General features: G+C 42.7%; 17 protein-coding genes. 9 read left to right on the top strand and 8 right to left on the bottom strand.

From position 1 onward, the window contains the following. The 3 genes from ACYQ2C_RS11110 to ACYQ2C_RS11100 all read left to right on the top strand — a co-directional run. The coding region (locus tag ACYQ2C_RS11110; RefSeq protein WP_202814033.1) for an EF-Tu C-terminal domain-related protein at nucleotides 1-73 on the top strand (73 nt) is incomplete at its 5' end. Nucleotides 74-566: 493 nt separating this feature from the next. Further along, nucleotides 567-1166, top strand: a complete 600-nt coding sequence (locus tag ACYQ2C_RS11105; RefSeq protein ID WP_460102435.1) for a hypothetical protein — start codon at nucleotides 567-569, stop codon at nucleotides 1164-1166. 233 nt (nucleotides 1167-1399) lie between these two features. Further along, complete coding sequence (locus tag ACYQ2C_RS11100; RefSeq protein WP_460102437.1) at nucleotides 1400-2170, top strand: hypothetical protein; 771 nt, start codon at nucleotides 1400-1402, stop codon at nucleotides 2168-2170. On the opposite strand, the gene ACYQ2C_RS11095 is transcribed toward ACYQ2C_RS11100, so the two are convergent. The 8 genes from ACYQ2C_RS11095 to ACYQ2C_RS11060 all read right to left on the bottom strand — a co-directional run bounded on the left by ACYQ2C_RS11095 (nucleotide 2151) and on the right by ACYQ2C_RS11060 (nucleotide 15133). Beyond that, nucleotides 2151-3284, bottom strand: coding sequence for a tryptophan 7-halogenase (locus tag ACYQ2C_RS11095; RefSeq protein WP_460102440.1), 1134 nt, complete (start codon nucleotides 3282-3284; stop codon nucleotides 2151-2153). The two genes, ACYQ2C_RS11100 and ACYQ2C_RS11095, sit on opposite strands and share 20 nt — an antisense overlap. Nucleotides 3285-3375: 91 nt before the next feature. Next, on the bottom strand, nucleotides 3376-5634 hold the full coding sequence (locus tag ACYQ2C_RS11090; protein ID WP_460102441.1) for a LodA/GoxA family CTQ-dependent oxidase: 2259 nt from the start codon (nucleotides 5632-5634) through the stop codon (nucleotides 3376-3378). 45 nt (nucleotides 5635-5679) lie between these two features. Further along, a complete protein-coding gene (locus tag ACYQ2C_RS11085) occupies nucleotides 5680-7050 on the bottom strand; it encodes a hypothetical protein (protein WP_460102442.1) in 1371 nt (456 codons plus the stop codon). 1190 nt (nucleotides 7051-8240) lie between these two features. Continuing rightward, nucleotides 8241-10328, bottom strand: coding sequence for an elongation factor G (gene fusA / locus ACYQ2C_RS11080; RefSeq protein WP_460049513.1), 2088 nt, complete (start codon nucleotides 10326-10328; stop codon nucleotides 8241-8243). Nucleotides 10329-10670: 342 nt separating this feature from the next. After that, nucleotides 10671-11984: a hypothetical protein gene (locus ACYQ2C_RS11075; RefSeq protein ID WP_460102443.1), complete on the bottom strand. Its 1314-nt coding sequence runs from the start codon at nucleotides 11982-11984 to the stop codon at nucleotides 10671-10673. Nucleotides 11985-12061: 77 nt separating this feature from the next. Beyond that, complete coding sequence (locus ACYQ2C_RS11070; RefSeq protein ID WP_460049515.1) at nucleotides 12062-12856, bottom strand: P-loop NTPase family protein; 795 nt, start codon at nucleotides 12854-12856, stop codon at nucleotides 12062-12064. A gap of 9 nt (nucleotides 12857-12865) precedes the next feature. Continuing rightward, entirely contained in the window at nucleotides 12866-14398 is a 1533-nt protein-coding gene (locus tag ACYQ2C_RS11065; RefSeq protein ID WP_460049516.1) for a hypothetical protein, read from the bottom strand. 75 nt (nucleotides 14399-14473) lie between these two features. Further along, nucleotides 14474-15133, bottom strand: coding sequence for an XrtA/PEP-CTERM system exopolysaccharide export protein (locus ACYQ2C_RS11060; protein WP_460049517.1), 660 nt, complete (start codon nucleotides 15131-15133; stop codon nucleotides 14474-14476). 1046 nt (nucleotides 15134-16179) lie between these two features. Here ACYQ2C_RS11060 and ACYQ2C_RS11055 point away from each other — a divergent pair. From ACYQ2C_RS11055 to ACYQ2C_RS11030, 6 genes are all read left to right on the top strand, one after another. Continuing rightward, on the top strand, nucleotides 16180-16692 hold the full coding sequence (locus ACYQ2C_RS11055; RefSeq protein WP_460049518.1) for a serine O-acetyltransferase: 513 nt from the start codon (nucleotides 16180-16182) through the stop codon (nucleotides 16690-16692). A 224-nt stretch (nucleotides 16693-16916) separates the two neighbouring features. After that, on the top strand, nucleotides 16917-17936 hold the full coding sequence (locus tag ACYQ2C_RS11050) for a Gfo/Idh/MocA family protein (RefSeq protein WP_460102446.1): 1020 nt from the start codon (nucleotides 16917-16919) through the stop codon (nucleotides 17934-17936). A gap of 56 nt (nucleotides 17937-17992) precedes the next feature. After that, complete coding sequence (locus tag ACYQ2C_RS11045; RefSeq protein ID WP_460049520.1) at nucleotides 17993-18805, top strand: hypothetical protein; 813 nt, start codon at nucleotides 17993-17995, stop codon at nucleotides 18803-18805. Between the two features lie 2 nt (nucleotides 18806-18807). Beyond that, complete coding sequence (locus ACYQ2C_RS11040; protein WP_460049521.1) at nucleotides 18808-19284, top strand: hypothetical protein; 477 nt, start codon at nucleotides 18808-18810, stop codon at nucleotides 19282-19284. Continuing rightward, on the top strand, nucleotides 19281-19754 hold the full coding sequence (locus ACYQ2C_RS11035; protein WP_460049522.1) for a glycosyltransferase: 474 nt from the start codon (nucleotides 19281-19283) through the stop codon (nucleotides 19752-19754). Before ACYQ2C_RS11040 ends, ACYQ2C_RS11035 begins: the two co-directional genes overlap by 4 nt. 114 nt (nucleotides 19755-19868) lie before the next feature. Further along, the gene (locus ACYQ2C_RS11030; RefSeq protein WP_460049523.1) at nucleotides 19869-20879 is read left to right on the top strand and encodes a glycosyltransferase family 2 protein; all 1011 of its coding nucleotides are present in this window, start codon (nucleotides 19869-19871) and stop codon (nucleotides 20877-20879) included. Nucleotides 20880-20965: the final 86 nt, after the last annotated feature.

Raw genomic sequence — 20965 nt, 5'->3', positions numbered from 1 at the left:
AGGTCTACGCTTCGCAATCCGCGAAGGTGGCCGTACCGTTGGTGCCGGTGTTGTTGCTAAAATTATCGAGTAATTTGACTGGATCAAATTAGAGCAGCCGGAGGCTGACCCCGAAGGGGTGAAGGGCAGGATGCCCGAAATTGTAATCGATAAAGCTGCTACAGTGTCATTAGTGCGGCCATCTGAGCGGATTGCTCTCCGTGACAAAATTGCAGGAGCAATTTTGAACACCCGTAAGGGTGCCCAAAGGGCGGAGGGCATGGATGCCCGGAGTTAACGTGTCCGTACCGACAGGTTTTTGCTTCTGGCAAAACCTGTACTTCCACCATTCATGGTGGTCGTTAATGCCGGTGTTGTTGCTAAAATTATCGAGTAATAGTTACACCTCCAATGATTCAAAAAGCCCGCATATGCGGGCTTTTTTGCTCTGATTATAAACCTTTTGTCAATTTACTCAGGTTTCCGCTCTCGGTTTATGCATCGATCTTAATAACACTTCTCTGTTAAGCTTATCCACAATCTAATAAACGAAAGCTTCGATTAAAGGCGGTTTAAGAGTTGTGGTTATGTTGAAAAAGATTGTTAGAAAGCTTGCGTTTAAAACCGGAAAACTCCGTTCTTGGTATTTAAAGCTCTGTAAACCCGATAGCTTAGAGTACGCTGAGTTTCTAAAAAAATGGGGTGGTTTTTATCATATTGGTGAAAATTGCTCGATTCCTACCTATGCCAATGTTTCTGACCCTGCCTATGTGAGTATGGGGAATAATGTGCGTTTATCGAATTGTTGTGTATTCGGTCACGATGGTTCGGTCAATATGATTAATCGCGCCTTTGGTTTAAAGCTTGATAAAGTGGGTAAGGTTGAGTTTAAAGATAATGTGTTTGTCGGTCACGGCGCTATTATTTTACCGGGGGTTACCATTGGGCCAAATGCGATTATTGCTGCCGGTGCAGTGGTTTCCAGAGATGTTCCGCCCGATACGATAGTCGCTGGCTCGCCTGCAAAATCTGTTGCTAAACTTTCTGACTATGTAGAGAAATTAAAAGAGAAAAATTCCGAATACCCTTGGCATTATTTAATTGAACAGCGTCAGTCGGATTTTGATCCGGAGATGGAAAAAGAGCTTGTTAAACTTAGAGTAAAATATTTTTACTCTGGCAGGTAATGCTAAATCTTTAAGTAAAGAGCGATAAATAAAGAGTTTTAATTAAAGGAAACTCTGATTAACCCAGAGTTTCCAGCGGCACATGGATGTGTTGCCAATTTCAAGAATGGTAAGTGATTGAAATTGTGAAGAAATTGGAAATCGCATTTTCAATTTCTTCCGTCTGATTAAATCATGGATGAGTTAATCAAGGATTCCTAAAGTATTTCTCCAATTTAATCGAAAGGATATCGATGAAATCATTTCTAAATTTTTGGCTAAAACCTCGATATTTGCCTTTACCTTCCTTTGCGACAATGTTGTTGTCGCTTATCGTACTTACAGTAATTTGTTTTCTTATCGGCAAAAATCTCGCAATATTTTTAAGTCCTAATGATTTAAAAGACGCGCGTATAGCCGTTGTCGAAGGTTGGCTCCAGCCCGCCATGCTAAGCAAGGTTACCGCTGATATTAAGCGAAAAAATTATGAGCTAATTGTCACTACCGGAGGTGGCATAGAAGAAAGCTTTTATAATATCGATGAAAAGTCATTTGCCGAGCGTACTAAGCAGTATTTGATTGCATCCGGAATTGACGCGAAACATGTTGTAGCGCTGCCAGCACCTTATGCGAAGGTTGATCGTACTTATTATTCAGCGGTTTTAGTGCGAGACTGGCTAGTTAGAAATAATTACGATTTTTCCGCAGTTAATGTGTATTCTGGCTACGCTCATGGATATCGAACGCGGTATTTATATCAAACAGCATTTAAATACGCGTCAAATCATACAGGAAAAAATACACAGTTTGGCGTCTATTCGGCACTTGGTGTGCAAAGTAAATTAGAGGGTTGGTGGCAGGAAAGCCAATCGGCGAAGATCGTTGTAGGAGAATTAGCAGGTTTATTAAAAGCGTGGTTATGGTTTGATCCTGAAAAAATAGAAAATAATAAGAGCTTTGAGTTTAATTATTATCGTCACATAAATTCAGATTTTTATAGTAATTCTAACTTGCCAGCTGGTTAGAAAGTTGAGTGTGAATTCGTTCTCTGTTTAACCAAAATGGACTGCTTAACCAGCGCTGTTCGCTACGATATAAGTTCTTACGTAGTTCTATAAAGTTATCAAATGCAACATTCAACGTTGATTCGTAGTGAGAGAAATCGCTGGTTTCGTCGTTAATATTTTTAGTGATTGCCTTCGCTGCTAAACTGCCCGACAACAAACCTTTCGTGATACCTTGCGATGTGATGGTGTCGAAGGTCATCGCCGCGTCGCCAATCGCAAGCCAATTATTGCCCGATATTTTCGCGAGTTTAAAAGACGGTGTGGCGTAAGCTTGTAAAGATTTTAAATCGAACTCAAAGTGTTTTAATTGCTGTGATAAATGTTTGGTTTGATTGAGTTGTTTTATCCAGGTATCTGGATTTTTAAAGTCAGACAGTTTGAGTGTTTCTGCATCGGTTGTCACTGAAGCGATTATTGAGTTATCTGGTAATTTAGCAGCATACCACCAACCTTGAGGTTGCGATTCTAAGAGTGTTAAATGTGAAAATTGACTATTGTTTATAGGTTGAAATCTTCCGGCGATGGTAACTAATCGATCAACATAGTGGGATTTAATGTTGAAGGTTTTGGCTAAGAGTGACCTTTTACCGGAAGCATCAATTGCATAGCGAGTGTTAATCGTCTTTAACTCACCATTTGTGTTTTTGTATTTAATAACAAGGTAATTTTTTTCTTGATAAGCATTGATAAACTGGCTGTCAAGTAAGCACCGAGCGCCTATTTTTTGGGCCTCATTTAACATAAAAGAGTCAAAACGATTTCTATCTAGATGCCAGCCAGTGCCAGAGATGTTAAAAAAGCCATCGTTAAACCCTAGCTGATCACTTCCCCAAGCAGAGCAGTTACCCAAACAGGGTGAGTGATGTTCTTGCAAAAAGTTATTTAAAATTCCCAGCTTTTCAAACACTATTTTAGCTTCAGCCGGTAAGCTTTCGCCCATGCGAATCGTGCCGTAGTTTGTCGATTCTAAGAGTAAAACGTTTTCAACACCCAGCTGTTTTAACTTTATTGCCGCGCTAGTACCTGCCGGTCCGCCGCCAATAATAACAACATCTAATGTTTTATTTTTCATAATAAATAATTTAATGGTGTGCGGTGTTTTAATGTAGGTGCTGTAATTACAGCACCTAAAAAGTTGATCAATTAAAAGCAAAGAGAAAAAATCAATCTTTATCGCTAATAACTTGTACTTGATCAGTGAGTTGCTGCGGCCAAGTTGCGACCTTATTACCGGAGTTATCCAATTGGCTCGCAACTTCTAAGAAAATATCTTTCGGTTTGTCAGATTCATAACCGTTGATATTTTTAGATTGCACAACGGTACCTATTTCTGGCCATTTGCGCACAATATTAACTCTTTCTTGATAACGACCAACGCTTTGTACTGGAGAAATTGATCCATCGGGACCGGCAATGGCTTGTGTACCTTCACCTCTAACGGAATAACGTTGATTAATGCGTGCTAAGTTGTAGCCATTATTTTTGAAGTCGTCGTAATTATAAATAGATACCGGACGCTGTGCGGGCCACGACCAAAATGTGGTGATATTGATGTTAGTCAGCATATCGTCTTCGGTTAAGGTATCGTAATTACTGCCGGGATTGGGTGAGGGTAAATGTGTTGCGCATGAGTTGTAATCGGTATGCCAAGGTAGCGACATAAATTTACAGAGATCGCCGGGTTCCACATTGTGATGGTTTGAATTTAGGGGTACATAACCAATGCTTAAAAATGGATTTGTTTTACTGGCTTGGCTGTAATTTAAGGGTGTGTAATTAATTCGAAATGGGCCTATATCCGCCTGAGTCCAGTTGGTGTTATACAGGTTCACGTCTCGAACAATAAATGTTAAATCGATTCCGGGACTGAATCGGCCACCTAAACAATTGGCAAGAACATTTTTATCGATTTGCTCTCCAGCGGTTAAGGGTTTTTCTGCGTTGGCGCTGTAATTTTTATTAAACCATTGGTTTATAAAAAAGAACTGCGTACGTGTTAGTGTTAAAAAAGAGGCTCCTGTATCGCCTAATGCCAATGGCATTCTTGGTGCACCAATATCCAATTCATCGTCGCTGGCGTAGGGGCTTCTAATAAAGGTTTGTACCTGTAAATAATCCGATGGATTATCGTCTGCACTTACATTATTTAATCGGGCATGAGCACCGATTGCGGTTTGATTTAATGCGCCAATAAACTGTGATAAATGTGCGGCACTAAACAGCGGTAAAATATCGTCATCGAAGGATGGTTTGTAACTGGTGACAAAATTAGTTGGTGCCGATTCGTTTTCTGGGCCGTTGTAGATGTTGGTATCCAGTCCTAATTTTCTGATCCAAGTATCGTAAACTTCGTCCCATACGGTAATTACATTTCTAATTTGCGGCGCGTATGAGGGATCGGTCGATACTGCCCAAGCGGTATTTTCCAAAACAATTTCATCGCCATTTTCAAGCAAAATAATAGCTTGTACCGGACCATCGGCGGTGTCGTCAAACCAACCATCGTTGTCGATATCGTTGCCAAGTGGGTACGGTGTTTTGTCGTCTTTGAATAGTCCGCACGCGGCACCTTGTCCGCCGATGACGATTAAGCGACCTTGTCTGTCGGTTTCTAAGGCGCCCAATTGTGTAACGTCGGTGCCAGAGGGAATATTGAGTTTATTAAAATGCATATTTGGAAAAGAGACCGGATAATTGGGCAGCGCCACAATAGATCCTGCACAAGTACCGGACGCCGGTTGGTAGAACGATGGTGTTGTGCTTGCATCAAAATTTATGCGTGCACTGTCGGTACCTTTAATGGTTCTTGGGCCAGCATCAACAACCAGTTCGGTAAGGCGTTTATTGTCTGATAGAACATTCAAGCATTCTTGAGCGGGAATTGTTGAAGGCCAAGTATTGCTGGATGTGTTATCTGGGCCTTCAGAAGGCTTCTGGCTGCCGAAATCGGGATTGCGAGGATAGGGCATGCCGCCATTGCCATAGGCGTTTAAACCGCTGGTTTCACCGGTGGGTTTACCTTGTTTGGTAGTTGGCCCCTGTTCTGGAATAATGCACCAGTTGGCCTTTTTATTGGCTAAATGCACCTGCCAGACAATGTCTTTTACCACGGAATTGTTCAGTGGGCTGCCAATAACAATTTCAGCAACTTCACCTTGATATGGATAAGATTGAGCGCTCTCGGGTGATAGATACTGATAAATTCGGTAACGTTGAGCTTGTCTTTTTAAAGCACCGTTTGCATCGCGTAGGTCGGTGTCATTAATCAACGCATTGGTTGTGGGATTAATTGCGAGTCCGCCGGTTTGGCCGTTCACATCGGTTACGCCAGCTGCTGTCTCTGGCGATAATATATATTCGTCACTGTTACCAACCCGAGACATACCAATGGCTGGATGAATACGTAATACTGTGTTGGACATAATAGTCTCCTGATTTTTAAATCAAAGTGTCTGTATCGCCATGGATTAATCTTTGGTGGTTTTTGGTTGGTTCGCTATATAGGCTTCTTTAATTAAATGACTAACACTCAATCGACTTGCTTGCATGGGTTTAATGCGTGGATCTTCAGGCTGGAATTGTGTGGTGTTGTGACACGAAAAACAGTTATTTAGGCTCTGTACGTTCTGCGTGAAGGTTTCTATGGTCGCGTTTGATAATAGCGGTGAGCCTAGAATGTTTGTTTGCAAGGTACTGTTCAGCGGTAAAGGGTTTTGATCTAAAAACTCTGAATTTGAAGTTTGCCAAATAGCGCCAACTTCAAAATAATTCTGAACCATGTCGGTGGCTTGAGCTTGCTGCCAAACTGACGTATTTAATGTGTTAATCGCCGTAACATTATCGGAGGTTGATCCTGCTACTTCGCCAGAAGGATATTGTCGGCACACTTGAGTAATGGGCGATAAGATCTGGGTTTTTTCATCTAGCGTTAAGCTGTCTACCGAGTTTTGGTTGCAATCTTGTGGTGTGGTGTTGGCGGTATAAAAGGTGAAGTTTTGATTGCTAACAGCCGATTTGTAACCTTGGTTGACTTGATAATCTGGTGCGTTTTTAACATGTTCAAAGCTTGCCCAGACGGCTTCGGTGTGACCCTCAATCCAACCAACAACGTGCAAGCCTACCAACGCCACTGTTACTTTTTCTGTTCGGTTTGACGTTATTATTTTGCCATTTCTATTTTTTAATTTTTGTATGGTGGCGGGCTGAGTAAAAAATCCAGAAGTGTCTTCTCCAGGAGCAACAATTTTCCAGGCAGCTTTTAATTCTATGTCTCCTTCACGAAAAATATTAATTAATCGACCGTTATGATCGACGGCATTCGGATCAAGACTGTTAAGTTCTTCTGGAGAATTCCAATCTGAGGCAATAATTCTTGCTGTCATTTGCGGGTTGAAATGTTGAGAGAAATAAATCGCTCGACCATTGTGATCGACTAAAACTCCGCCGGTACCTGCTTGATTTATTTCATTTAAAGGTGTTTCAGTTTCAATGCCGGTAGACTTGGCAGTACGAACCTTTAAATTCAAACCTGTGCTATTGCTAAGGTCATCGTTAAATACAGCTTCTTTTGTTGGGAAGTTAACAAATCTCAACAATCCATTTTCTTCTACTTCTGTTAACCATAAAAAAGCCTGCCAAGACCATAAGTGAAAGGCGCAATTGCTATTAAAATTACCTTGGGGGGAAGGTTCGGTCGTTTCTGTTACCGGAAACCAGGAGCTGGGTGCAAAGCAATCAGAGCCTTTAATGCTTTTTTGATTGGTATCGGATAGGCTGGGTGTGGAGAATAATGCACTGATTGCAATGCAAGTTATTGCACTGCTTCGTGATAAATTCATCTTGCTCTCCTGAGAGTATTGTTATTTACCTTGGTTGGTAATGTATTTATTCATTTTTACAGATGTTGTTTAAAATCTGGTTTTGGACGAAGCCTTGCAAGCGGCAACGTGTTTTTAATACGGTGTCTCTGAATTTCTAATTCAGCTGGCGATAATTCTCAGGCCTTAGAAATTAAATAGGTAAGTTCATATTTTTCGAAAATTCAATATATTGTTTTTATTGGGTTAGTGAGTGCTGAATTTTTGAAGCTGTTTAATGAATTAATTTTCTGAAAAATGCGTTGTAAATTTCAAATAGAATTTGGATCAGTAGTTATTGTTATTTTATAAGTTATTGTTGTTTTAGAGTACGGCGTGTTCTGAATTGTGTTTTCAGTATGGTAGTAATTTTGGTATTGGTAAATTACAGTTGATTACATTGCTAAAGGTAAGATTCAGCGAGCGAGCTTGGAAATTTTTCGAATTATTTTTCTACATAAAAACAGTTTTGCTTACTCTGGAAGTGAATAATTTTCTTGATAATAAGTCCTTTTTAAGACAACTTTGATGAAAGTATGAAGTGATAAAGTTGTTTTAGAGTTATTTTTAGAATTAAGTGTTTCCTCGATATTTATAAGCGATCTAGTAACCTGATAGATTTAGTGGGTTGGTCTTTGAAGAATATTTTTCGCTAATCAGAGGTGCCAATAGTCTTTTGAGCTCGTAGGTTTTTGTGACGTTAAATGTTCTTAGTTATTTAAACTTTATAGGAACCTCTGATTAACTCATCCATGATTTAATCAGAGGGAAGAAATTGAAAATGTGATTTCCAATTTCTTCACAATTTCCATCACTTACAGTTCTTGAAATTGGCGACACATCCTTGTGTCGCGAGAAACTCTAGGTTAATCAGAGCTTCTTATAATTTACGAGTTGCTCAAAAGTACGTTGTTTTGATCGCTAGAAATGTTTTAAATGGTGAGATATCGAATCGAATAATCGTCGAGATTTTTTTGTGCGGCAAATAATGCGTATTAATAAATGTTTCGCGACTATTACGCTGTAGAGTTGTTGTTGAAGTGGGATGATATTTATCTATTGGTTGTCATAAACAACGATTAAGTCTGGTTGATAATAAGTTTTTACGTATCCAATAGAGATAAAAAAAGCCACCCGAAGGTGGCTTTTTTTGCGTAAAAGAAAGCAAGTAATTACTTGGCTTCTTTTTTCGCTTTTGCTTCTGCAATGACTTTTTCTGCTACTTGTGAAGGACATGGCAAGTAGTGAGAGAATTCCATTGAGAACTGACCACGACCAGAAGTCATGGTACGTAGCTGGCCGATGTAACCAAACATTTCTGAAAGAGGAACGTCTGCTTTAATACGTACACCGGTAGCGCCAGGCTCTTGGTCTTTAATCATACCGCGACGACGGTTAAGGTCACCAATAACATCACCTACGTGATCTTCTGGGGTAAACACGTCAACCTTCATGATTGGTTCAATCAACTGAGGCGCAGCCTTAGGAATTGATTGACGGAATGCACCTTTCGCTGCAATTTCGAACGCGATTGCTGATGAGTCAACGGCGTGGAAGCCACCGTCAAATAGCTCAACTTCAACGTCTAACACAGGGAAGCCGGCAAGAGTACCTTGACCCATCATGCCTTTGAAACCTTTCTCAATGGCAGGGAAGTATTCTTTAGGTACGTTACCACCAACAACACTGGATATGAACTTGAAGCCGGTACCAACTTCGGCAGGACGAATGCGGTAATCGATCTTACCGTATTGACCAGAACCACCCGATTGTTTCTTATGGGTGTAGCTGTCTTCAACTTCACGAGTGATGGTTTCACGGTAAGCTACCTGAGGTTGACCTACAATAAGCTCAACACCGTAAGTACGCTTCAAGATATCCACTTTAATATCTAAGTGAAGTTCACCCATACCTTTAAGGATGGTTTCACCGGATTCTTCATCGGTTTCAACTTGGAACGATGGATCTTCTGCAACCAGTTTACCAATCGCGATACCCATTTTCTCAGAGCCGCCTTTGTCTTTTGGCTTAACAGCAATAGAAATTACTGGCTCTGGGAAGATCATTGGTTCAAGAGTACATTCATGGTCTGGATCACAAAGAGTGTGACCGGTTTGAACGTTCTTCATACCAACAACCGCGATGATGTCACCCGCTTGCGCGCGATCGATCTCGGTACGCTCGTCTGCGTGCATCTCAACCATACGGCCGATACGCTCGGTTTTACCAGTGTATGAGTTCAATACGGTCATACCTTTTTCCATAACACCTGAGTAGATACGGATAAAGGTTAGTGCACCGAAACGGTCATCCATGATTTTGAACGCAAGCGCGCGTAGCGGCTCTTCGGCAGAAACGGTTGCAACTTGACCCGTTGGCTCACCGGTTTCTTTGTCGGTCAAATCTTGAGGAGTAACTTCGGTTGGTGCTGGTAGGTAATCAACAACCGCATCCAATACTAATTGGATACCTTTGTTTTTGAACGCAGAACCACAGTAAGTTGGGAAGAATACTAGGTCGCGAGTACCTTTACGGATACAACGCTTGATGTCTTCGATAGAAGGTTCTTCGCCTTCCATGTACGCCATCATTAGATCGTCGTCTTGCTCAACCGCACTTTCGATGAGCTTTTCACGGTACTCGGCTGCTTTTTCCACCAAATCTTCTGGAATATCAACGACTTCGTAGTTTTCTGGAAGGCCAGAGTCGTCCCAGATGTAGGCTTTTTGAGTAAGAACATCAACAACGCCTTTAAATTCGTCTTCGATACCGATTGGCAAAGTCATAACCAATGGATTTGCACCAAGTACTTTTTTCACTTGCTCAACAACGCGGTAGAAGTCAGCACCCATGCGGTCTAGCTTGTTGATGAAAATGATGCGGGAAACTTCTGATTCGTTCGCGTAACGCCAGTTGGTTTCTGATTGTGGCTCAACACCACCAGAACCACAGAAAACACCAATACCACCATCAAGTACTTTTAGTGAACGGTATACTTCAACAGTAAAGTCAACGTGCCCAGGGGTGTCAATGATGTTTAAACGGTGGTTGTTCCAAAAGCAAGTAGTAGCAGCTGACTGAATGGTAATACCACGCTCAGCTTCTTGTACCATGAAGTCAGTGGTCGCGGCACCATCGTGTACTTCACCGGTTTTATGAATTTTACCGGTAAGTTTGAGAATACGTTCGGTACTGGTGGTTTTACCCGCGTCCACGTGGGCAAAAATACCAATATTTCGATATAAAGCTAAATCTGTCATTGGGTTACTCATTTCATAATTACAGGGCCACCGGTCTGCGACTACAGACCGGTTTCCGGGTGATCACATTGCTCAATGACTAGAGTGTCGCAGTCAGCGTATGCCGTCTGCGTCCTCCTTCAAGCAAGAGCGAAATTGTGCCGCTAGTTTGTTACACGCCCGTTGTCGCGCGGCTGTTCGATGATTTCCTGAGACTGCAGAGTTCTGAGCCCAGTCAGATGCAGTTCGCCAAGTCGGGAGTGAAAATCGCGCGCAGTATACAGGATTCGCGGGCGGCTGTTGAACAAAATTTTAACAAATACGGCTGTATGCAAACATTCGTTGAATACAACCGCGCTTTGGTCAAAATTCGTAGCGAATATCTAGGGTTAAGCTAGCTTCTTGATACGATCGGGCATCGTCTTCGGCGTCTCTATCTCGGTAGAGAGCGCTCACGCCGGTGCTTAGTTTCTCACTGTGGTAGTACTCGGCCGAGAGGATATAGATATCTTCATCATACTCAAGCGTTGGCTGAGGTATCTCGCGAGACTGAGTTTGGTAGCCAACTTCGAACTCAACCGACAGCTTGGAGGTAAGTTCGTAGCCTAGACTTCCCGAGATATCCAGCTGTTGCAGGCTTTCGGTATCGTCGACACTGTAATCTTCATCGGCAAAGCCAACTTCAAACTCCGCCAAACACCGGCGACACCAGCGGTTGGAGACTTTCAGCTGTCCAGAAAGCAATTCGTAGGAATCGATAATCGAGGTATCACCATTACCGAGCTGTTGATTGTTTGATTCTGAGAGCGAACCGGTAATGCCGTTTTGATTACCGCGTGAGGTGTCGGTAATGAGGTAGTTGGCAAAGAAGTTAATTTGCGTTGGACCAGATTGATAGAGTGCTTGAATTAATGCGCTTGGTGACTCCAAATCTTGTGTCGACGCAGAGCTTGATCGGTTGTAACCAACCAGCACGGTGTAATTCAGTTTGCGTAGCTGCGCCGCATAGCCGAGCTGTATGTTTTGATAATCTAAGGTATCAACGCCGTTTTGGTCGTATTCGGTTTCGCTGTTTTCGATCTGCGCAATAAAGTTATCAACAGAGCTGACTTTGCGAGTCCACCCTAAACGTAATCCTTTGGTCTCACTGCCAATGGAACGTGTTTGCAGAAAATCGTCATCAAAGCGAATTTTGTGGAAAAACCCCGTTAGTGAAAGATTGTCGGCATCGTTACGATAAAAATTTAACGTCGGTTCAAAAACAAAAGTGTCGCGTGCGGTAATGTTATTTTGAACCGAAAGCTCAGCGGGATCGGTAAGTAAGTTTTCGCGACGATAGCTGGTGCGCAGTCCTAATCTTTGACGAAAAAATAAGCCATCAAAACCGGTGGTGCCTTCGTATTCTTCGGTATCTTCTTCGGGAATTTGAGCGTTACTGTCGAAGTTAACCTTTTCAAATTGGTAATCAAAATTGAACAGCCAATTTTGCGCTTGATGGGTATATTCGACTTCTAAACCGGTGCGATCTTCGCGCTCGCTGGGCTCGTCGGTATCGGATAAATCGGCGTTGTTGGTAAATTCACTGGAGTGAAAAACGGCGGCTTTAAATTCGGCGTTAGTATGAATTGCTGTGAAAGCGCATAGACCGATTATCGATCTTACAAGATTGGTGCGCATGATTCTTCCCGGGTGTGAACAATTGACTGGCGATTCAAAGTTTGATGGGCCAGAGGAGTAAAATATTTAGGTATTTTTTACTCTTGAATGATAATGCCTGCAACCTTGTTTTCGCCAAGTAGCTCAATTGACTCGAAGATTTGACTTTGGGTGGTTTGTTTAGATGGCACCACAAGCACAACCATATCAGCGATATCTGCCAAAATCGATGCTTCTGAATAGTGCAGTACCGGTGGTGTATGAATAAAGATAAATACGTGCGGCAGCGAATATTTAATTTCGTTGAAGATTCCACCCAGTCTTGGATGGTTAAAATATTCGGCGGCGGTGTCTTTTTGGCCGCCGGTTGGAATAATTTTTAAATGCTCAACGCCGGAAGGATAGGTCGCGTCAACTAACGAAATTTGTGGATCGTGGAGGTGGTCTGTTAAGCCAAAACCAAATTCGCGAATGGATAGATCTTGTCGGTCATCGGTATAGGGATCGCAATCGACGTAAATCGACGATTTACTGGTGTCCATCGCAAAGCTGGTGGCCAGGTTGAAAGCCACTTCAGAATTATGGTGAGTTTTGTAACCGGCACTTGTTACTAAAATAATGGCACTTGAACCGCCACTTTTACGCAGCAGCTTTGTTCTTAATTCTCTGTAAGCATTGAGCACGTCAACGTTATCCATTCCTTGGTAGATGATATGTTTTTCAGCTCTAGTTTCCGGCGACCATAACAGCGCTCGTTCTTCGTCAGACAACACCATGTCACCAGCGATAAAACGGTTCACAAGGTCGTGACTGTTTGGAGTTTGTTCCTCTAGGGAAACAGTACTCTGAGTTGAAGTGCGTTTCTGAGTGATAATTTGCTTAAGTTTGTCCACGCTGATTCGTTATTTGGCGCTCAGCCACTCCAATGCTAAAAATCCGTAAGCTAAGTAACCATAAAGTACAGCAGACAGCAAAACAACTGCAATTAACACCCAGGTGGTTTTTGATTGCTTTTCCGCTATAGGTTCTGGCGTGTAGGAAGGAATGTTAACAATGATATCGATACCTTCCGGTAATTTGGACTTGGGAACCATTCCGTAACGCAATCTTGGATCCAAGAAAACGTACGCGAAGCTCAGGCCCAGCAAAGTGAAAATACCCAAAAATGGAGCCGCAGCCACGAATATTACCGGCGGTGGGCCTTCCGAAGAAGTTGGGATTGACGGCATTTCTCGAAACTTATAACTCATGCCTTGTCCGGCTTCATCAATAGTTAGCGATATGCTGGCGTTTTCGCGGCGCTGTAATAACTCTTCGTAAATTTGCTTGGTTTTGTCGTAGTCACGGGTTAGCTCGGCCAGTTCGGTTTGATGCACCGCTAAACTGTCTGCTTTCGAATTTTCACGCTCTAAGATTTTTTCTAGCGAAGCCTTGCGGCGTTGCATGCTTTCGGTTTGTAGTTCGATGTTTGACAGATTCGAGCGAAGCTCTTCAAACAAAGAAACTTCATCACCAGACACTTCCGCTGGTAGCGAAGGGTTAGCAGCTTGTACTTCTGCAATTTCTTGGCTGACGATGCTAATTTGATTTTTGGCCGAAACAACATCGGGATAATCATCTTGGAATGCTAACTGAAGACCTTGTAGGCGACTCTCCAGCTCTCGTTTTTGAGTTTGCAGCGTGTTGAGTTTGTTTCTGGCTTGCTGAATTTTACCTTCAACATCGATTTGAGTTTTTAAGCTTGAGGCTTTTGCTAAATTCTCGTCGATGTTTAGCTCTAGGTTTTCAATTTCGCCACGCAATTCTAAGATCCGATCTAGCGCCTCGGTCTCGGTGCCGTCCATATTATTAATTTTATAGTCGGATAATCGCTTTTCGGCATCAGATAACTGTTGCTTGTATTTTTCAACCTGGGTGCTAATGAATTCGTAAGCTTCGCTGCTCTCGTCACGCTGTTGTTGATTGGCATCTTTGCGAAACGCCGAAATTATGGCATTGAGATTAGTGAATGATTCTTCGGCTGAAGATGCGGTGTAAAACAGACGCACCACATTATCGTCGCGAATTTGGTGATACAGTTCACGACTTAATTTGCGAATGGCATTGCCCACAGCTTCGTCGTCAGACGATTCACTAATAATGCCTAACTCTAATGCAGCGTGAACCAGTAAGCGTTCTGAGCGAATGGTTTCTATAACCAAGCTAACCGGTGTGATTTCGGTTACCTGCGCGCGGCCGCGTAATAATAAGGGTTCGATTATGTTTTTACGCTCAGCCTGTATAAGGGCGGTAGCGGTGTAATTTTGTGGCAGGCTTACACCTACCAATAAAACTGCAAAGGCAATAAAAATGAACAACAGGGTAGCTGGAATCCGCCGAGCCATTAGTTCCTTCAACGCGTAGCGAATCATCGCGAAGATTGCTTTTAAATCCATGCGCAATACTCTTCATAAATCTGTTGGCGACGGTTACTGACCATATCACACTAAAAAAGTTACACAGTATAAAGGTTAGAACAGACGTTCTGGTACTGATAATACGTCAGAAGGTTGCAAGAAATAATTAGTTTCAAGCTTACCCTTAAATAATAGGTCATCTAAGTTAACTGGGTAGGTTTGTACGCCTTGTTCTGTTCGTCGATACAACTTAGCTTTTTTCGGTGCGGCAAAGTCATTCAAACCATTAGCTAATAATACAATATCAAGAACTGTCATGCCGTCCCGGTAAGGAATCGACAAGGGTGAGTTCACCGCGCCCGTTATGCGAACACGGCGTTGGAAATCAACCGAACTTGGGTCAGAGACTATGACGGTTACTTGAGGATTTTTCAGATAATTTGTCAATTGATCGGTGATGTCTTGGGCGAGTTGTGACGGAGTTTTATCTGAGGCTACTAAATCCCCTGCCAGTGGAACTGAAATTTTTCCATCTGGACGTACGGGTACCGAAACAGAAAGATCTGGGTTTCGCCATACACTGACAGACAGTTGATCGCCGATACCGATTTGATAATCGACCAGTGTTTTTGTTGTTTCACTGATTGGGGGCGTAGGAAATTCTGATTTACTTGCGCAGGCGCTAATGAGTATCGCAGAGGCAATGACCAAAAAGCTCATTAAACGTGAGTGCAAGGTAGAAATTTTGATGGTTTTAATAGAGCAGGTAAACATAAGTGATTCAACTTCGTTAGGGTTGGCTTCAACATTGGCAATCTGGTTTTTATTACCGAGATCTGGGCAAGCATAAAAACCTTCGATTTTCGGTAAGACTTTTGCAGATCAAAATAAACGATTACAACAATTTGTACGATGTTAGTGAGGTTGTTAGTAAAAACTTCTCATAATCGAGCGTGTTAGGTTGGTGAAAATCGGTTCATGAGATAAACCCTAGCATTCAAGATTTTATCGGCAATCGATCATTATTTGATGAACATAATTAACTCACCGCCGGGTTACAATCAAGTCAAATGCGTGAAAAAGAATGTTAATGTGCATCGGGCGTTATTTCTTGAATAGATAGTGTAGCGGACGTACAAAATGCTTGTAAAAACCGCATCGTTTGAATTGCATTTGAGTAATTCTGGCAAGTAATAATTGGTGTGGGTTTGTGGTAGATTTATAAAATTAACAATGCACAATGTCATTGTTTAACAAAGTAATTAGCTTGTATTAATGTTAATTCATTTATTGGCTTAGCGTTGAATTAATTGCAAAGCACAAGGAAAGCAGGGATGTTGGTGTTTGTCGTTTGACTTGCAAGGTAAAAGTCTTGCTTAATTACGAGTATTCTAAGCCCTCCTCGTTGTCAGTAGCACCAGTGATGTGTGTTGTTTGATATCCTTGATGTCTCGTCACGTTTTTTTAAAATAAGCTCAGTTAAAGATGCGAGTTATTAACGAAACGATAACTAGAATCAGCTGTGTTGGTCTCTAAACCGATGATTTTGCATTTTTCAATTTTTTTACAGTTTATTGATTTGATGAAATATAAATTGAATATTCAATGAAAAACCTGTTTTAGTTAAAAGAAACTCTGATTAATTTAGAGCGTCCCGCGGCACTGAGGATGTGTCGCCAACGTCAAGAACGGTAAGTGATTGAAATTGTGTAGAAATTAGAAATCGCATAGTCAATTTCTATCTTCTGAATAAATCATGGAAGAGTTAATCAGAGACTCCTAAAGTCTTATTAAATATTTTAAACGTTAAGGCGTATCACTTGAGTTTGTTCGAGCAAATCAAAGAAGATTGGCAGGCCCATGGTCGAGATTGGACGAAACCAGGTTTTCGCGCCGTTGCTGTGCACCGTTTTGGTGTTTGGAGAATGACGATCCAACCAAAATTACTGCGTGCTCCCATGACGATTATTTATGGTTTTTTGTACCGTCATTGCCGTAACGTCTATGGAATTGAACTTCCCTATACTGTAAAGCTTGGCCGCCGAGTCATTATTGAGCATCAAGGCGGCATTGTTATTCACGGCTATAGTGAAATTGGCGACGACAGCATCATTCGCCAAGGCGTCACATTGGGGAATCGTCATTTAGCGAAACCCTTTGATGCGCCTTGTTTAGGGCAGCGAGTTAATGTTGGTGCAGGTGCTGCGATCATGGGTAAGGTTCGCCTCGGCGATGACTCATCAGTGGGTGCTAATGCTGTGGTGTTGGCCGATGTCGATGCAGGCGATACCGTGGTCGGTATTCCGGCGAAATCTATTCGTAACACTCATTAATGGTGGGCTAAAACTTTGTAGGTTTGCCGCCTAGTCTAGAAAAGAGATTTCATACAAACAGTAGACGCGCGATCTTTCCGCGTATTGGTCACACAGTATTAACAAGGACAAGCCACGATGTTTGAGAGATAACTTGAATGTCGGGTTGCGAAGCCGACCTTTGGGTGAGCGCTTGCGCATTGGGTAAACAGTAATTCGTGTAGCAAAATAAAGGGAAATCCTGAATGGTTAAATTAGCTTTGATCGGGGCGGGTAAAATGGGGCTTTCCCATTTTGCAATCAGCTCCGCCCACCCAGATGTGGAAATTGTGGGTGTGTGTGATAACGCGACCTATCTCACCTCTGTTATCAGCAAGCATCTTGGTTTCAGCACTTACAGTGACTACAAAAAGATGTTCAAAGAGGCCCGCCCAGATGCGGTAATCATCTCTACTCCCAACTCTACACACTTTGATCTCGCTAAATTTGCGTTGGAGCAGGGCGCTCACGTATTCCTAGAGAAACCATTGTGCTTAGATCCCGCTCAAGGTCGAACCCTATTTGAAATCGCCTCTGCCAAGAATCTGGTAAACCAAGTTGGTTATCACAACCGATTCATTGGTACCTTCCAAGAGATGAAGCGTTTAATCGCCGCTGGCGCCATTGGCGAGGTTTATCACTTAGAAGGTAAGGCTTATGGACAGGTGGTTATTCGTCCTTCAAAAAGTGCGTCAACTTGGCGATCTAAAAAATCCGAAGGTGGCGGCTGCTTACACGATTACGCCTGTCACGTAGTGGATTTAATGAACTACATTGGCGAAACACCAAGCAAGGTTCGCTCTGCACAGTTGCAGTCTATTTTTTCTGCCGATATCGAAGACGCGGTTTTTGCGAATTTTGAATACGCCTCAGGCGCGACTGGTTATTTGGAAGCAAACTGGAGCGATCAATCGGTTCGTAAGATGAGTACCACCATCACCGCTTACGGTAAGCAAGGTAAGATCATTACCGATCGGCAAGAAATGCGTGTGTATTTAACCCCCGGTACCACCTTCGAAGATTACGAAGATGGCTGGAAATCAAAATACATTACCGAGCTTCAAGCGCCGGTAAATTTTTATATGCGTGGCGAAGAGTATTCGGCTCAAATCGATCAATTCATTGACAACATTCTCGGGCTAGACGTGAAGGTCGAATCGACTTTCCAAACCGCCACCGCCACCGACGAAGTTATCGAACAAATTGCAAATTTAGGGAAAGGTTGATTATGAGCTTACAAAGGGTGTTGTTTGGAGATAACCAATTTTTTGGTGTTAACCACATGTCCGAGGATAAAGCTCGTGCGCAATCTATGCGTTTTCGCGATGCTCAATCCATTATGAAAGTGCTTGATGATGCCTACGACGCAGGCATTAAAGTTTTTATGTGTACCACCTACGACCGCGTGGGTGAGATTGCCGAAATTGTAAAAGCGAATCCAACGCGCTATCCCGATTTTGAGTTTTATCCGTGTATGCCTTACGCGCACAAGTACGCAAACTCCGTGGGTGAAGTGGGTATTCTTGAAACCTTAAAACGCTTCTCACCACAAGGTGTCATGAGCACCTTGTTAACCGGTGCTATGTCTGCCATTACCCAAGACGTAAATAAGATGTTACGCATGTTGGTTGATGCCGAAATGAAGCGCTTTGAAGGTGTAAAAACGCCCATCATCTTTTTGCAGAACGTTATTACCGATTTAATTTTGGGTTTAAAAGGCTACAAATTCCTCGGTGAATTCCATAAGTACGTGAAAGAAAAATACAACGCCGAAGCGGGATTTATCACCATGAACCTGCCGTTGTTGATTGATGTGTTACACGAGCAAGGTATCGAAAACCCAATCGTCTGTGCAAACGTAAACAAAATTGGTTTCCGTATGTGTGGTGGCGTTGATAAGTACGTGGAAACCATCGCTCGTAACGATGCTCGCGTTATTGCTATGTCGGTATTGGCTTCTGGCGCAATTCCACCCAAAGAAGCTATCGAGTGGGTTTGTGGATTAGAAGGTTTGGATTCGATCGTTTTTGGCGCGTCTTCCAAAAGCAATATTGTTCAAACCAAAACACTAATCGACGAACTCTGGAATCTGTAATTATGGCGAAGCGGTCGCTAAAACTGTGTGTTGGCGCCTCTTCGGGCGGACACATGACCGAACTCTTGGGTTTGTTGACCACGGTAACTCGCTGGCCGATTCAACCCTCGGTTTATGTCACAACCCGTGAAATTTGGGCGAAAAAACTCGAAGAAAAAGGCCCAACTTACATAGTGGGTGAATGCGACCGCAACAAACCTCTCAAACTGCTGATTACCATTTGGAAGTCGTTCTGGTTTGTTATGAAAGAAAAGCCGGACGTTGTGGTGACTACCGGCAGCTTGCCCATCGCGATTGTTTGCGTGTTGGCTAAAAAACTGTGCAAGGCAAAAATCGTCTGGATCGACAGCGTCGCGCAACTCGAAGATTTATCCATGAGTGGTCGCCTAATGTTGAAATACGCAGATTTATTGCTGACCCAGTGGCCGGAGGTCGCCGCGAAATATCCCAAAGCAGAATACGTTGGAGAGTTGCAATGATCTTTGTAACCTCCGGCAGTATGCTGCCGTTCGATCGATTATTTAAAACCATCGATAAAGCTGTAGCCGATGGCATCATAACCGATACCGTGTTCGGTCAAATTGGCGAAGGCAAGTACACGCCCCAGCATTTTAAATACGAACGTTTTGTCGATAAAAATGATTTCGACCGTTACGTGTTAGAGGCAAACTTAGTGATTGGTCATGCCGGAATTGGTGTTATTACCCAAGCGCTAGATTCAAAAACGCCCTTGTTGGTAATGGCTCGCTTAAGTGAATTTGGTGAGCACGTTAATGATCATCAGGTTTCTACGGCCAATAAATTCGAAGAGCTTGGTCACGTACTCTCGTTTGACGAAAATAACCTCACAGAAAAACTTCAAAAAGTAACCTCGTTCATACCTAAGCCTCGCAATCCTAATGTCGATGGTGTGGGTGATCGTGTTGCTCAATTTCTAGGTTCTCTGTAACACGCAGTAAAAGCCCAGCTGGATAACTCATTATATTTCTCTGAAATGTAATCTTTATTGAAGATTAACGCGCTATTTTCGGTGTATCGATAGGTAAGACAGGCAGTCGCGGATATGAATTTCGACACAGACTTAATAGGTGCCGTGGTAATTGGCAGAAATGAAGGTGAGCGCTTAAAGGCCTGTCTCAATTCACTCAAATCCAAAATTACCAAAATTGTTTATGTAGATTCTGGCTCTACCGACGACAGCGTTGCTTTTTCTAAAAGTATTAACGTTGATGTCGTTGACCTAGATACCAGCATTCCCTTTAGTGCTGCGCGTGCGCGTAATGAAGGTTTGCAACAACTGACGTCTTTGTATCCCGAAATTAAATTCGTGCAGTTTGTTGATGGTGACTGCCAAGTCGCCGACAACTGGATCGAATTCGCTTATCAATCTTTGGTTGAAAATCCCGAGCGAGCCATTGTTTGCGGCCAGCGTATGGAGAAGTTTCCAAACGCGAGTCTTTATAATCTTTTTTGCGATATCGAGTGGAATACTCCCGTCGGTGAAGCCGGTGCTTGTGGCGGTGATTTTTTAGGGCGTGTAGAAGCCTTACAAGCTGTCGGCGGTTTTAATCCTTCAGTCATTGCCGGTGAAGAGCCTGAAATGTGTTTTCGCTTGCGCGAGCAAGGCTGGAAAGTTTTTCGTCTCGACCACGCAATGACACACCACGATGCACAAATGCATCGCTTCAAACAGTGGTGGATGCGTGCTAAACGTTGCGGTCATGCTTATGCACAGGGTGCAGATATGCATGGCGATAGCCCAGAACAGTATTATCGTCGAGAAGTAAAAAGCGCAATTGTTTGGGGCGGCGTTATTCCCGCGCTATTGCTAGTTAGCCTTGTGAGTACTTTGTTGGTACCTTTTTGGTGGGTGTTGGGCGTTTGGCTATTGCCCTGCCTGTTGTTTTTAAAAGTTTTAAAATACGCATGGCGCGGTAAGCGTTTGCCTTTTTCACAGGCTCTGCCTTATGCGGCGTCTCTGGTGATCGCAAAGCTCCCTGAGTTTTCAGGGGTTTTAGAGTATTACTCGCGTAAACGCAAAAAAACCGCGTTCAGTATTATTGAATACAAATAATATCGAGGCCTGCACGACTACTATCTGCATGACTAATCTTCATGACTAATTAAGTAGATCGTGAGCTTTTGAATTAGGCAATTTAC

Source organism: Sessilibacter sp. MAH3 (genome assembly GCF_054658275.1).
Note: the sequence above shows the minus strand (reverse complement) of the source record. Positions and strands in the feature narration are given on the sequence as shown.

Coding starts and splice junctions, on each gene's coding strand:
- ACYQ2C_RS11105 (WP_460102435.1), top strand. CDS start 567: ATGTTGAAAAAGATTGTTAGAAAGCTTGCGTTTAAAACCGGAAAACTC.
- ACYQ2C_RS11100 (WP_460102437.1), top strand. CDS start 1,400: ATGAAATCATTTCTAAATTTTTGGCTAAAACCTCGATATTTGCCTTTA.
- ACYQ2C_RS11095 (WP_460102440.1), bottom strand. CDS start 3,284: ATGAAAAATAAAACATTAGATGTTGTTATTATTGGCGGCGGACCGGCA.
- ACYQ2C_RS11090 (WP_460102441.1), bottom strand. CDS start 5,634: ATGTCCAACACAGTATTACGTATTCATCCAGCCATTGGTATGTCTCGG.
- ACYQ2C_RS11085 (WP_460102442.1), bottom strand. CDS start 7,050: ATGAATTTATCACGAAGCAGTGCAATAACTTGCATTGCAATCAGTGCA.
- fusA (WP_460049513.1), bottom strand. CDS start 10,328: ATGACAGATTTAGCTTTATATCGAAATATTGGTATTTTTGCCCACGTG.
- ACYQ2C_RS11075 (WP_460102443.1), bottom strand. CDS start 11,984: ATGCGCACCAATCTTGTAAGATCGATAATCGGTCTATGCGCTTTCACA.
- ACYQ2C_RS11065 (WP_460049516.1), bottom strand. CDS start 14,398: ATGGATTTAAAAGCAATCTTCGCGATGATTCGCTACGCGTTGAAGGAA.
- ACYQ2C_RS11060 (WP_460049517.1), bottom strand. CDS start 15,133: ATGTTTACCTGCTCTATTAAAACCATCAAAATTTCTACCTTGCACTCA.
- ACYQ2C_RS11050 (WP_460102446.1), top strand. CDS start 16,917: ATGGTTAAATTAGCTTTGATCGGGGCGGGTAAAATGGGGCTTTCCCAT.
- ACYQ2C_RS11045 (WP_460049520.1), top strand. CDS start 17,993: ATGTCCGAGGATAAAGCTCGTGCGCAATCTATGCGTTTTCGCGATGCT.
- ACYQ2C_RS11040 (WP_460049521.1), top strand. CDS start 18,808: ATGGCGAAGCGGTCGCTAAAACTGTGTGTTGGCGCCTCTTCGGGCGGA.
- ACYQ2C_RS11035 (WP_460049522.1), top strand. CDS start 19,281: ATGATCTTTGTAACCTCCGGCAGTATGCTGCCGTTCGATCGATTATTT.
- ACYQ2C_RS11030 (WP_460049523.1), top strand. CDS start 19,869: ATGAATTTCGACACAGACTTAATAGGTGCCGTGGTAATTGGCAGAAAT.